11 protein-coding genes are annotated in these 13,349 nt (G+C 70.3%); all 11 read left to right on the forward strand.

Annotated features, from left to right (window positions below; genetic code table 11):
• Window positions 1-5 precede the first annotated feature (5 nt).
• From ACIQMJ_RS07640 to ACIQMJ_RS07690, 11 genes are read left to right on the forward strand one after another with little or no spacing between them, the layout of a single operon-like run.
• Complete coding sequence (locus ACIQMJ_RS07640) at window positions 6-809, forward strand: NADH-quinone oxidoreductase subunit C (RefSeq protein WP_499760120.1); 804 nt, start codon at window positions 6-8, stop codon at window positions 807-809.
• Complete coding sequence (locus tag ACIQMJ_RS07645; RefSeq protein ID WP_499760121.1) at window positions 806-2,209, forward strand: NADH-quinone oxidoreductase subunit D; 1,404 nt, start codon at window positions 806-808, stop codon at window positions 2,207-2,209. The genes ACIQMJ_RS07640 and ACIQMJ_RS07645 overlap by 4 nt, the downstream gene beginning before the upstream one ends.
• Window positions 2,206-2,991: an NADH-quinone oxidoreductase subunit NuoE gene (gene nuoE, locus ACIQMJ_RS07650; protein ID WP_499760122.1), complete on the forward strand. Its 786-nt coding sequence runs from the start codon at window positions 2,206-2,208 to the stop codon at window positions 2,989-2,991. The genes ACIQMJ_RS07645 and nuoE overlap by 4 nt, the downstream gene beginning before the upstream one ends.
• Before the next feature lie 16 nt (window positions 2,992-3,007).
• Entirely contained in the window at window positions 3,008-4,306 is a 1,299-nt protein-coding gene (nuoF, locus tag ACIQMJ_RS07655; RefSeq protein ID WP_499760123.1) for an NADH-quinone oxidoreductase subunit NuoF, read from the forward strand.
• Window positions 4,303-6,792 (forward strand): NADH-quinone oxidoreductase subunit G, encoded by a 2,490-nt coding sequence (locus ACIQMJ_RS07660; protein WP_499760124.1) that lies wholly within the window; start codon window positions 4,303-4,305, stop codon window positions 6,790-6,792. Before nuoF ends, ACIQMJ_RS07660 begins: the two co-directional genes overlap by 4 nt.
• Entirely contained in the window at window positions 6,789-8,120 is a 1,332-nt protein-coding gene (nuoH, locus tag ACIQMJ_RS07665) for an NADH-quinone oxidoreductase subunit NuoH (protein WP_499760125.1), read from the forward strand. The genes ACIQMJ_RS07660 and nuoH overlap by 4 nt, the downstream gene beginning before the upstream one ends.
• A complete protein-coding gene (gene nuoI, locus ACIQMJ_RS07670; protein WP_499760126.1) occupies window positions 8,107-8,673 on the forward strand; it encodes an NADH-quinone oxidoreductase subunit NuoI in 567 nt (188 codons plus the stop codon). Before nuoH ends, nuoI begins: the two co-directional genes overlap by 14 nt.
• On the forward strand, window positions 8,670-9,512 hold the full coding sequence (locus tag ACIQMJ_RS07675) for an NADH-quinone oxidoreductase subunit J (protein ID WP_499760127.1): 843 nt from the start codon (window positions 8,670-8,672) through the stop codon (window positions 9,510-9,512). Before nuoI ends, ACIQMJ_RS07675 begins: the two co-directional genes overlap by 4 nt.
• Window positions 9,509-9,808 (forward strand): NADH-quinone oxidoreductase subunit NuoK, encoded by a 300-nt coding sequence (nuoK, locus tag ACIQMJ_RS07680; protein ID WP_053715303.1) that lies wholly within the window; start codon window positions 9,509-9,511, stop codon window positions 9,806-9,808. Before ACIQMJ_RS07675 ends, nuoK begins: the two co-directional genes overlap by 4 nt.
• 25 nt (window positions 9,809-9,833) lie before the next feature.
• Window positions 9,834-11,789, forward strand: a complete 1,956-nt coding sequence (gene nuoL / locus ACIQMJ_RS07685; protein ID WP_499760269.1) for an NADH-quinone oxidoreductase subunit L — start codon at window positions 9,834-9,836, stop codon at window positions 11,787-11,789.
• Window positions 11,786-13,348, forward strand: coding sequence for an NADH-quinone oxidoreductase subunit M (locus tag ACIQMJ_RS07690; protein ID WP_499760128.1), 1,563 nt, complete (start codon window positions 11,786-11,788; stop codon window positions 13,346-13,348). The genes nuoL and ACIQMJ_RS07690 overlap by 4 nt, the downstream gene beginning before the upstream one ends.
• Window position 13,349: the final 1 nt, after the last annotated feature.

The following is a 13,349-nucleotide window of genomic DNA, read 5'->3' on the forward strand; positions in this document are numbered from 1 at the left end:
CGGCAATGCCAAATGAGACCAGCGCGGGCGACAACAACGCCAAGGGCGAGGTCGCCAAGACCCCCGGCGCCGGCACCCCGGGCAACGACGAGGCGCTCAGCTCGGCCGGCATGAACGAGGCCCAGCACGAGGAGCACCTCGCGCACGGCGGCGTGGTGGCGGGCAAGGCCCGGCAGGGCATGTTCGGCATCTCCGGCACCGGTGACACCTCCGGCTTCGGCGGCCTGCGGCTGCCCGCCCACGTCGCCGCGCCGTCCGAGCGGCCCTACGGCGGCTGGTTCGACGAGGTCGCCGACGAGCTGCTGGGCGCGATCCGGGAGCGCGGCCTGCCCGCCGACACGGTGCAGCAGATCACCGTGGACCGCGGCGAGATCACGTTCTTCCTGCGGCGCGAGCAGCTCGTCGACGTGGCGCGCATCCTGCGCGACGACCCGGCCCTGCGCTTCGAGCTGTGCAGCTCGGTGTCCGGTGTGGACTACGGCGTGGACGCGCCGCAGCGGCTGCACTCGGTCTACCACCTGACGTCGATGACCTACCGCCGGCGCATCCGGCTGGAGGTCGCGGTCGACGTGGACGACGCGCACATCCCCAGCATCGTCTCGGTCTACCCGACCGCGGACTGGCAGGAGCGCGAAGCCTGGGACATGTTCGGCATCGTCTACGACGGCCACCCGGGGCTCACCCGGATCCTCATGCCGGACGACTGGGACGGCCACCCGCAGCGCAAGGACTACCCGCTCGGCGGCATCCCGGTGGAGTACAAGGGCGCGGAGATCCCCCCGCCAGACCAGAGGCGGTCCTACTCATGACCGAGCGTATTTCCGACGTGACCACGGGCACCGACACCAGCGACCCGGGCCGCGACAGCGACTCCCACGACGCCAACCGCACCACGGCGAACCCCGACGCGTACGCGGGCTCCCGCGAGACGACCGAGGGCACCGTCTACACGGTGACCGGCGGCGACTGGGACGAGGTGCTGGCCGAGGCCGCGGGTGACGAGCGCATCGTCATGAACCTGGGCCCGCAGCACCCCTCCACGCACGGCGTGCTGCGCCTGGTGCTGGAGCTGGAGGGCGAGACGGTCACCCAGGCCCGCAGCGTCATCGGCTACCTGCACACCGGCATCGAGAAGAACGTCGAGTACCGCAACTGGACCCAGGGCGTCACGTTCGTGACGCGGATGGACTACCTGGCCCCGCTGCACAACGAGGCCGCGTACTGCATGGCGGTCGAGAAGCTGCTCGGCGTCACCGTCCCGCAGCGGGCGCAGACGATCCGCGTGCTGCTCATGGAGCTCAACCGGATCAGCTCGCACCTGGTGGCGCTGGCCACCGGCGGCATGGAGCTGGGCGCGCTGACCGGCATGACCGCGGGCTTCCGCGAGCGCGAAGAGGTCCTGCACCTGCTGGAGTTCCTGACCGGCCTGCGGATGAACCACGCGTTCATCCGGCCCGGCGGCCTGGCGCAGGACCTGCCCGAGGGCGCGGAGCAGCGGATCAAGGACTTCATCAAGGTGATGGACTCCCGGCTGCCCGACTACGACAAGCTGCTCACCGGCCAGCCGATCTGGCGCAACCGCCTCGCGGGCGTCGGCTACCTGCCGGTGGACGCGTGCCTCGCGCTCGGCATCACCGGCCCGATCCTGCGCTCCGCGGGCCTGCCGTGGGACCTGCGCAAGGTCGAGCCCTACAGCGGCTACGAGAACTACGAGTTCGACGTGCCCACGTCGAACGCCGCCGACTCCTTCGCCCGCTACCAGATGCGGCTGGAGGAGATCCACCAGTCGCTCAAGATCGTGCGGCAGGCCGTGGACAACCTCACGCCCGGCCCCGTCATGGTCGAGGACGCCAAGATCGCGTGGCCCGCGCAGCTGACCATCGGGGCGGACGGCATGGGCAACTCGCTCGAGCACGTCCGCAAGATCATGGGCCAGTCGATGGAGTCCCTGATCCACCACTTCAAGCTGGTGACCGAGGGCTTCGCGGTGCCGCCGGGCCAGGTGTACGTGCCGATCGAGTCGCCGCGCGGCGAGCTGGGCTACCACATCGTCTCCGACGGCGGCACCCGGCCGATGCGCGTGCACGTGCGCGAACCCAGTTTCGTGAACCTCCAGTCGATGCCCGCGATGTGCGAGGGCGGCATGGTCGCCGACGTCATCGCGTCGGTGGCCTCTATCGACCCGGTGATGGGTGGTTGTGACCGATGAGCACTTCCGAAGAGGTCTACGAGGCTTCGGCGCTCGACCCCGTCGAGACGCAGCGGCTGGTGACCGAGGGCGTCGCCGACACCGCCGTGTTCGACCAGTCGGTCGTGGACCGGGCGCAGGCGATCATCGCGCGCTACCCGCAGGCCCGGTCGGCGCTGCTGCCGATGCTGCACCTGGTGCAGTCGGTCGAGGGCTACGTCAGCCAGGCGGGCATCACGTTCTGCGCCGACCAGCTCGACCTGACCAACGCCGAGGTCAGCGCGGTCGCGACGTTCTACACCATGTACAAGCGCCGCCCGTGCGGCGAGCACCTGGTGAGCGTCTGCACGAACACGCTGTGCGCCGCGCTCGGCGGTGACGCCATCTACGCCAAGCTCAAGGACCACCTGGGCGTCGGCCACGAGGAGACCGCGGGCGAGCCGGGCACGCCGGGCTCGATCACGCTGGAGCACGCCGAGTGCCTGGCGGCCTGCGACCTCGGCCCGGTGCTCCAGGTGAACTACGAGTACTTCGACAACCAGACGCCCGACGGCGCGCTGGAGCTGGTGAAGTCCTTGCAGGCGGGGGAGAAGCCCCACCCGACGCGGGGCGCGCCGCTGACCGACTTCCGCCAGGCCGAGTTGCAGCTGGCCGGGTTCTTCGAGGGCCGGGACGCGGACCTGGACGGCCCGTCGGCCGCGCCGGAGACGGTGCGCGGGGCCAAGATCGCCGCGGAACGCGGCTGGACCGCGCCGGCCATGCCGGACAACGCGGAGTTCCCGCCGCTGCCGGAGAAGAAGTAGGTAGGGGAGAGCTGACATGGTCGACACGCTGACTCCCGTCCTCACCAAGCGCTGGCTGTCACCGCGCTCGTGGACGCTGAAGACCTACGAGCAGCTGGAGGGGTACACGGCGCTGCGCAAGGCGCTCAAGGTCCACCCGGACCAGCTGATCCAGCAGTGCAAGGACTCCGGGCTGCGCGGCCGCGGCGGCGCGGGCTTCCCCACCGGCATGAAGTGGGGCTTCATCCCGCAGAACGACGGCAAGCCGCACTACCTCGTCATCAACGCCGACGAGGGCGAGCCGGGCACCTGCAAGGACATCCCGCTGATGATGGCGGACCCGCACTCGCTGATCGAGGGCATCATCATCACCTCGTACGCGATCCGGGCGAACTTCGCCGCGATCTACGTGCGCGGCGAGGTGCTGCACGTCATCCGCCGGCTGCACGCGGCCGTGCGCGAGGCGTACGAGGCGGGCTACCTGGGCAAGGACATCCTCGGCTCGGGCTTCGACCTCGACGTGGTCGTGCACGCGGGCGCGGGCGCCTACATCTGCGGCGAGGAGACGGCGCTGCTGGACTCGCTGGAGGGCAAGCGCGGCCAGCCCCGGCTCAAGCCGCCGTTCCCGGCGACCGCCGGCCTGTACGCCTCGCCGACCGTGGTGAACAACGTCGAGACGATCGCCAGCGTGCCCTACATCGTCAACGGCGGCGCGGACTGGTTCCGCACCATGGGCCGCGAGCGCTCGCCGGGGCCGAAGATCTTCTCGCTGTCCGGCCACGTGGAGCGGCCCGGCCAGTACGAGGCCCCGATGGGCATCACGCTGCGCGAGCTGCTGGACCTGGCGGGCGGCATGAAGGACGGCATCCCGCTGAAGTTCTGGACGCCGGGCGGCTCGTCCACCCCGCTGTTCACCGCCGACCACCTGGACGTGCCGCTGGACTTCGAGGGCGCGGCCGAGGCCGGGTCGATGCTGGGCACGACCGCGTTGCAGATCTTCAACGAGACGGTGTCCGTGCCGTGGGCGGTCATGAAGTGGACCGAGTTCTACAAGCACGAGTCGTGCGGCAAGTGCACGCCGTGCCGCGAGGGCACCTACTGGCTCGTGCAGATCCTCCAGCGGATGGTGCGCGGCGAGGGCACGGCGAGTGACATCGACACGTTGCTGGACGTTTGCGACAACATCCTGGGCCGCTCGTTCTGCGCGCTCGGCGACGGCGCGGTCAGCCCCATCACCAGCGGCATCAAGTACTTCAAGCACGAGTTCCTGGCCCTGTGCGACCAGAACTCGGCCAAGAACCAGACCGGCACCGTCCTGGCGGGAGCTAGCGCATGACGATCGCGCCTGAACAGAAGGCCGAGCTGGTGGTCCCCGAGGGCCACGTGAAGCTCGTCATCGACGGCCTGGAGGTCGTCGCGCCCAAGGGCGAGCTGCTGATCCGCACCGCGGAGCGGCTGGGCATCGTCGTGCCGCGCTTCTGCGACCACCCGCTGCTGGAGCCCGCGGGCGCCTGCCGGCAGTGCCTGGTCGAGGTGGAGATGGGCGGCCGGCCGATGCCGAAGCCGCAAGCCTCCTGCACCATGACCGTCGCCGACGGCATGGTGGTCAAGACCCAGCTGACCTCGCCGGTGGCGGACAAGGCGCAGCAGGGCGTGATGGAGCTCCTGCTCATCAACCACCCGCTGGACTGCCCGATCTGCGACAAGGGCGGCGAGTGCCCGTTGCAGAACCAGGCGCTGGCGCACGGCCGCGCGGACTCGCGGTTCCACGAGCACAAGCGGACGTTCCCGAAGCCGATCCCGATCTCCACGCAGGTGCTGCTGGACCGCGAGCGGTGCGTGCTGTGCCAGCGCTGCACGCGGTTCTCCGCGCAGATCGCGGGCGACCCGTTCATCGAGCTGCTGGAGCGCGGCGCGCAGCAGCAGATCGGCGTGGCGCAGGAGAAGCCGTTCCAGTCGTACTTCTCCGGCAACACCATCCAGATCTGCCCGGTGGGCGCGCTGACCAGCGCCGCGTACCGGTTCCGCGCCCGGCCGTTCGACCTGGTGTCCACGCCCGGCGTGTGCGAGCACTGCTCGTCGGGCTGCGCCACGCGCACCGACTGGCGGCGCGGCAAGGTGCAGCGCCGGCTGGCGGGCGACGACGCGCAGGTCAACGAGGAGTGGACCTGCGACAAGGGCCGCTTCGCGTTCACCTACGCCACCGCCGCCGACCGCATCCGCCGCCCGCTGGTGCGCGACGAGGAGAGCGGCGAGCTGCGCGAGTCGTCGTGGACCGAGGCGTTGCAGTACGCCGCCGAGGGCCTGGCGAAGGCGCGGGACGGCAAGGGCGTCGGCGTGCTGGCCGGTGGCCGGCTCACCGTCGAGGACGCCTACGCGTACTCGAAGTTCGCCCGGATCGCGTTGCGCACCAACGACGTCGACTTCCGCGCCCGCGCCCACTCGGCGGAGGAGCTGGAGTTCCTGACCAGCGCCGTCCTCGGCACGAACCCGGACAACGGCGGCGTCACGTACGCGGGCATCGAGTCCGCGCCCGCCGCGCTGCTGGTCGCGTTCGAGCCGGAGGAGGAGTCGCCGATCGTGTTCCTGCGGCTGCGCAAGGCGGCCCGCAAGAACCGGACGAAGGTCTACCACCTGGGCCAGTACACGACGCCCGCGGTGGAGAAGACGAACGGCGTGCTGCTCGCGTGCGTGCCCGGCGGCGAGCCGTCGGCGATCAACGCGCTGCCCGAGCACGCCGCCGACGTGGTCGAGGAGCTGGCGAAGCCGGGTTCGGTGATCCTGGTCGGCGAGCGCGCCGCCGAGGTGCCGGGCCTGTTCTCCGCGGTCGCCGCGCTGGCCGAGCGGACCGGCGCCAAGGTCGCCTGGATCCCGCGCCGCGCCGGTGAGCGGGGCGCGCTGGAGGCCGGTCTGCTGCCGACGCTGCTGCCGGGCGGTCGCCTGGTCGGCGACGAGGCGGCGCGGGCCGAGGTCGAGCAGGCGTGGGGCTTGGCGGCGGGCGCGCTGCCCGCGAAGGCGGGCCGCGACACCGCGGGCATCCTCACCGCCGCCGCGAGCGGTGGGCTGGACGCGCTGGTGGTCGGCGGTGTCGACCCGTTCGACCTGCCGGACCCGGGGCTGGCCGAGCGGGCGCTGGAGTTCGCCGGTTTCGTGGTCAGCCTGGAGCTGCGGCACAGCGCGGTCACCGCGCACGCCGACGTGGTGCTCCCGGTCGCCCCCGCGGTGGAGAAGGCGGGCACCTACCTGAACTGGGAGGGCCGCCCGCGCCCCTTCGTCACCACGCTGGAGGGCACCGGCGCGCTGCCGGACGGCCGGGTGCTCGACACGCTGGCCGTGGAGATGGACGCGGACCTGTTCACGCAGACCCCGGCCGCCGCGGCGGCCGACCTCGCGCGCCTGGGTTCGGCGACCGTCACGGCGGCCCCGCCCACCGTGCCGACACCGCTGCTGACCCAGCCCAAGGCCGGTCAGGCCGTGCTGGCGACCTGGCGCAGGCTGTTGGACAACGGCTCGTTGCAGGACGACGAGCCGAACCTGGCGGGCACCGCGCGCCCGGTGGTGGCCAAGCTGTCCACCGCCACCGCCGCGTACCTGGGTGTCGAACTCGGTGGCGAGATCACCGTCTCCACCGATCGGGGCGAGGTGGTGCTGCCGGTCGAGGCGGCCGACCTGCCCGACGGCGTCGTGTGGCTGCCCGGCAACTCGGGTGCGGTCACGGTGCGGCGCAACCTCGTCGCCGGCCACGGCTCCGTGGTGGCCGTCTCCCCATTGGTCACGGGCTCCGCTGAGACGATCACGTCGCCCGCTGGAGGCATGGCATGAGCACGGCAGAACTCCTGGCCGACGATCCGCTCTGGCTGATCATCGTCAAGGTCGTCGCCATCTTCGCGTTCCTGGTGGTCATGACCCTGTTCATGATCAACTGGGAGCGCAAGGTGGTGGCCCGGATGCAGCAGCGCCCCGGGCCGAACCGGGTCGGCCCCGGCGGGTGGCTCCAGTCGCTCGCCGACGGCCTCAAGCTCGCGTTCAAGGAGGACATCCGCCCGGTCCTGGCGGACAAGTGGGTGTTCTTCCTGGCGCCGGTGATCTCCACGATCCCCGCGTTCGTCGCCTTCTCGGTGATCCCGATCGGCGGTGAGGTCTCGATCTTCGGCGAGCGCACCGCGCTCCAGCTGGTCGACCTGCCGGTCGGCGTGCTGGTCGTGCTGGCCTGCTCCTCGCTCGGCGTGTACGGCATCGTGCTGTCGGGCTGGGCGTCCGGCTCGCCGTACCCGCTGCTGGGCGCGCTGCGCTCGGCCGCGCAGGTGATCTCCTACGAGATCGCGATGGGCCTGTCGATCATCGCCGTCGTCATGCACTCGCACTCGCTGTCCACCTCGGACATCGTCGACGCGCAGAGCAACGGCTGGTACTTCTACCTGCTGCCGGTCAGCTTCCTCATCTACGTGTGCTCGATGGTCGGCGAGACCAACCGCGCTCCGTTCGACCTCCCCGAGGCCGAGTCGGAGCTGGTCGGCGGCTTCCACACCGAGTACAGCTCGCTGAAGTTCGCGCTGTTCTTCCTCGCCGAGTACGTCAACATGGTGACCGTCTCGGCGCTGGCCACCACCCTGTTCCTGGGCGGCTGGCGGTTCCCGTTCGTCGGCGACGACCACGTGCTCAACAGCGGCTGGTTCGGCCTGCTGTGGTTCGTGATCAAGACGCTGGGCTTCCTGTTCCTGTTCATCTGGCTGCGCGGCACGCTGCCCCGCCTGCGCTACGACCAGTTCATGCGGCTGGGCTGGAAGTTCCTGGTCCCGATCGCGCTGGTGTGGTTCGTCGCGGTGGCGTTCGCGCGCTACCTGCGCCAGGAGTGGGAGACCGAGGGCGGCCTGGACACCAGCACGGCGCTGATCGTGATCGGCGCGTTCCTCGCGGTGGTGCTCGTGATCGCGTTCCTGCTGCCGGACAAGCGGGAAGCGCACGACCCGGACGCCGTGCCGGTCACCGGCGGCGGCTTCCCGGTGCCGCCGCTGGACCTCAAGGTCCCCAAGGCGCCGCCGCGCCGCCAGGTGCGGGTGGCCGAGCTGCCCGGCGCCGACGACCAGACGCAGGAACCGGCAGCGGTACCCGCAGCTTCACACAAGGAGGCCAGCGATGGGCGTGTTTGATCCCGTCAAGGGCTTCGGCGTCACCTTCGGCACGATGTTCAAGAAGGTCGTCACCGAGGAGTACCCCGAGGTCAAGAAGGTCACCGCGCCGCGGTTCCACGGCCGCCACCAGCTCAACCGGCACCCGGACGGGCTGGAGAAGTGCGTCGGCTGCGAGCTGTGCGCATGGGCGTGCCCGGCGGACGCGATCTTCGTCGAGGGCGGCGACAACACCGAGGAGGAGCGCTACTCCCCGGGTGAGCGCTACGGCAAGGACTACCAGATCAACTACCTGCGGTGCATCGGCTGCGGCCTGTGCATCGAGGCGTGCCCGACCCGCTCGCTCACCATGACCAACGAGTACGAGCTGGCCGACGACAACCGCCAGAAGCTGATCTTCACCAAGGAGGACCTGCTCGCGCCCCTGCTGTCCGGCATGGAGCAGCCGCCGCACCCGATGCGGCTGGGCGAGAACGAGCAGGACTACTACGTGAACGGGCCGAAGCTGGCCCGCGAGGCGGGCGTGCCCGCGGGCGCGCTGGTGGAGACCGGGCCCGAGGAGGCGGGCAAGTGAGCCTCTCGTTCCTGCTCCAGCAGCCCGACGAGGTCCAGCGCGTGGTCGACACCGTCACCACCGGTGAGGCGGTCGCGTTCTGGATCCTCGGACCGCTGGCCCTGGCCGGCGCGCTGGGCATGCTCTTCGCCCGCAACGCCGTGCACTCGGCGCTGTGGCTGGTGCTCACCATGCTCAGCCTCGGTGTGCTCTACATGGTCCAGCAGGCGCCGTTCCTCGGCTTCGTGCAGATCATCGTCTACACCGGCGCGATCATGATGCTGTTCCTGTTCGTGCTGATGCTGGTCGGCCGGGACAGCTCGGACTCGGTGGTCGAGGTGCTGCGCGGGCAGCGGCTCGCCGCCGCGGTCATCGGCGTCGGCTTCGCGGGCATCGTGGTCTCCTCGGTCGCCCGCGCGCTGACCGACGTGGAACCGGTCGGGCTGGCCGCGCAGAACACGCAGAACGGCGGCAACGTCGCCAACATCGGCGAGGCGCTGTTCACCGACTACCTGTTCCCGTTCGAGCTGACGTCGGCGCTGCTGATCACCGCGGCGGTCGGCGCCATGGTGCTCGCGTTCACCTCGCGCACCGGCAAGGACGCCAAGAAGACCCAGCGCCAGCTCGTCGAGGAGCGCTTCCGCGGCGACCGCCCCGGCTCGCTGCCCGGCCCAGGCGTGTTCGCCACCGCCAACTCGGTGGCCACGCCCGCCCTGCTGCCGGACGGCTCGGTGGCGGCGGAGTCGCTGTCCGAGCTGATCGAGACGACCGCGAGGGAAACTCTCGAGGACGACGTCGCGGAGGTGTCCGGCACCGGGCACCAGCCCGACGCGCACGCGCTCAAGGGAGAGTCGTCGTGACCCCTACGTACTACCTGCTGCTGTCCGCGCTGCTGTTCAGCCTCGGCGCGGTCGGCGTGCTGGTGCGGCGCAACGCCATCGTGGTGTTCATGTGCGTGGAGCTGATGCTCAACGCGGTGAACCTCAGCCTGGTCACGTTCGCCCGCATCAACGGCGGGCTGGACGGCCAGGTGATGGCGTTCTTCGTGATGGTCGTCGCGGCGGCCGAGGTCGTGGTCGGTCTGACGATCATCATGGCGATCTTCAAGACGCGTCGCTCGGCCTCGGTCGACGATTCCAACCTGCTGAAGTACTGAGAGGTCGACGGTGACGACTGTGCTGATGCTCGACCCCGCGAGCGGGTCTTCGGGCGTTGTTGCCGCCAGCGGGATCGGCAGTCTCGCCTGGTTGTTGCTCGCCCTGCCGGCCTTCGGCGCGCTCGTGCTGCTGGTGGGTGGCAAGCGCACCGACAAGTGGGGCCACCTGCTGGGCTGCGCCACCGTGATCGCCGCGTTCGCGTACGGGGTCGCGCTGTTCCTCGACACGGTCGCGCTCGCGCCGGACGCGCGCACCACCGAGGTGCACCTGTTCGACTGGATCCCGGTCGGCGCGCTCGACGTGGAGTTCGGCCTGCGCCTGGACCCGCTGTCGCTGACGTTCGTGCTGCTGATCACCGGCGTCGGGTCGCTGATCCACATCTACTCGATCGGCTACATGGCGCACGAGGCCGGGCGGCGGAAGTTCTTCGCCTACCTGAACCTCTTCGTCGCCGCGATGCTGCTGCTGGTGCTCGGCAACGGCTTCGTCACGCTGTACTTCGGCTGGGAGGGCGTCGGCCTGGCGTCCTACCTGCTCATCGGCTGGTACCAGTACAAGCCGGAAGCGGCGTCGGCCGCCAAGAAGGCGTTCCTGATGAACCGGGTCGGCGACCTGGGCCTGGCGATCGCCATCTTCATCATGTTCAAGGAGCTGGGCACCACCCAGTACACCGAGGTGTTCGCCCGCGTCGGCGAGTTCTCGTCGGCCGAGGTGCTGGCCATCACGTTGCTGCTGCTGCTCGGCGCGTGCGGCAAGTCCGGCCAGTTCCCGCTCCAGGCGTGGTTGCCCGACGCGATGGCGGGCCCCACCCCGGTGTCCGCCCTGATCCACGCGGCCACGATGGTCACCGCGGGCGTCTACCTGATCGCCCGCTCCAACCCGATCTACAACCTGTCGGCCGACGGCCGCCTGGTCGTGATGATCATCGGCGGCGTCACGCTGCTGATCGGCTGCATCATCGGCTGCGCGTACGACGACTTCAAGAAGGTGCTGGCCTACTCGACGGTCAGCCAGATCGGCTACATGATCCTGGCCGTCGGCCTCGGTCCCATCGGCTACGCGCTGGGCATCATGCACCTGCTCACGCACGGCTTCTTCAAGGCCGGGCTGTTCCTCGGCGCCGGCTCGGTCATGCACGGCATGAACGACGAGGGCAACATCCGCCGCATGGGCGGGCTGATGAAGAAGATGCCGATCACCTTCGTCACCTGGACGCTCGGCTACCTGGCCCTCATCGGCTTCCCGTTCCTGTCCGGCTACTTCTCCAAGGACGCCATCATCGCGGCGGCGTTCAGCATGGAGGGGTGGCGCGGCTGGGTCTTCGGCGGCGTGGCCGCCCTGGGCGCGGGCCTGACCGCGTTCTACATGACCCGCCTGTTCGTCCTGGTGTTCCTGGGCAAGCCCCGCTACACCGAGCTGCGCTCCGCGGACGGCCGCGAGTACCACCCGCACGAGTCGCCGGTCAGCATGACGCTGCCGATGATCGTGCTGGCGGTCGGCTCGGTCGGCGCGGGCTGGTTCTTCTCCTCCGGCCACAACCTGGCGGGCTGGCTCACGCCGTCGCTGGGCGAGCTGCAGGAGCAGCACGGCGTGCTGGACCACGGCGTGGTGAACATCCTGGTGCTGGCCCTGTCGGCGCTCGGCGCCGCGCTCGGCTTCCTGCTCTTCCTGCGCGGGGAGCAGCCGGTGGAACGGCCGGCCCGGGTCTCGTTCCCGGTCCGCGCCGCGCGTGCCGACCTGTACGGCAACGCGCTCAACGAGGCGCTGTTCGCGCGGCCGGGCACCTGGCTCACCCGCGCGCTGGTGTTCGTGGACAACAAGGGCGTCGACGGCCTGGTGAACGGGTCGGCGGCGCTGCTCGGCGGTAGCTCGGGCCGGCTGCGCAGGCTGCAGACCGGGTTCGTGCGCTCGTACGCGCTCTCCATGCTCCTGGGTGCGGTCTTCGTCCTGGGCGCGCTGCTGATGGTGAGGTTCTCGTGAGCTGGACGCTGATCGCGCTGCTCCTGCTGCCGCTCGTCGGCAGCCTGGTGGTGGCGTTCCTGCGGGGCAACGACCGGTTGGCCAAGACGGTCGCGCTGGCGTTCTCGCTGGCCGAGCTGGTGCTGGCGGTGCTGGCGTGGACGGCGTTCGACCCGGGTGGCGAGCGGTTGCAGTTGACCAGCTCGGCCGAGTGGATCCCGGCCTTCGGCGTGCACCTGTCGTTCGGCGTGGACGGCATCGCGTTGGTGATGATCGCGCTGATCGCGTTCCTGGTGCCGGTCGTCATCGGCGGCTCGTGGGCGGACAAGCTGCCCGAGGGTCGCAGCGCGGGCGGGTTCTTCGCGCTGCTGCTGGCCATGCAGACCGGCATGGTCGGCGTCTTCGCCGCCACCGACGTGTTCGTGTTCTACGTGTTCTTCGAGGCCGTGCTGGTCCCGATGTACTTCCTGATCGGCCGCTTCGGCGGGCCGAACCGGCAGTACGCGGCGATGAAGTTCTTCCTGTACTCGCTGCTCGGCGGCCTGATCATGCTGGCCTCGGTGATCGGCCTGTACGTGGTCAGCGCGGACAAGATCGGCCACGGCACGTTCGACTGGGCGACGCTGGTCACGGTGACCCGCGACCTGCCGCTGTCCACGCAGATCTGGCTGTTCCTCGGCTTCTTCGTGGCCTTCGCGATCAAGGCGCCGCTGGTGCCGCTGCACACGTGGCTGCCCGACGCCGGTGCCGAGGCGCCGGTCGGCGCGGGCGTGCTGCTGGTCGGCATCCTGGACAAGATCGGCACGTTCGGGTTCCTGCGCTACTGCCTGCCGCTGTTCCCGGCGGCCAGCAAGGAGCTCGCGCCGCTGGTGCTCGTCCTGGCCGTCGTCGGCATCCTGTACGGCTCGCTGCTCGCCGTCGGCCAGTCCGACATGAAGCGGTTCGTGGCCTACACCTCGATCGCGCACTTCGGCTTCATCGCGCTGGGCATCTTCGCGTTCAGCTCGCAGGCCGGCACCGGCGCGGTGCTCTACATGGTCAACCACGGCATCTCGACCGGCATGCTGTTCCTGGTCGTCGGCATGGTGATGGCCCGCGGCGGGTCGCGCCTGATCGAGGACTACGGCGGCATGGCCAAGCTGACCCCGGTGCTGGGCGGGCTGTTCTTCGTGGCCGGTCTCTCGTCGCTGGCGCTGCCGGGCACCAACTCGTTCGTCAGCGAGTTCCTGGTGCTCATCGGCTCCTACCCGAACGAGCCGGTCTACACGGTGCTGGCCGCCGTCGGCATGGTGCTGGCCGCGCTGTACGTCCTGTGGCTGTACCAGCGCGTGTTCCAGGGCCCCGTGCGCGGCACGGCGCTGATCGACGCGGTCGGCGGGCCCGGCGCGGCGGTCGACCCGGAGCGCGCGTCGGTGCCGGACCTGAACAAGCGCGAACTGGCCGTGCTCGCGCCGCTGGTGGCACTGATCTTGGTGCTCGGCTTCTACCCGAAGCCGGTGTTGGACGTGATCACCCCGTCCGTCGGGGCGACGCTCAGCGAGGTCGGGGTGGCCGACCCGGTCGCGCAGGAAGGCAAGTGAC

The organism is Actinosynnema sp. NPDC091369 (assembly GCF_044757065.1).
Classification (GTDB): Bacteria; Actinomycetota; Actinomycetes; order Mycobacteriales; family Pseudonocardiaceae; genus Actinosynnema.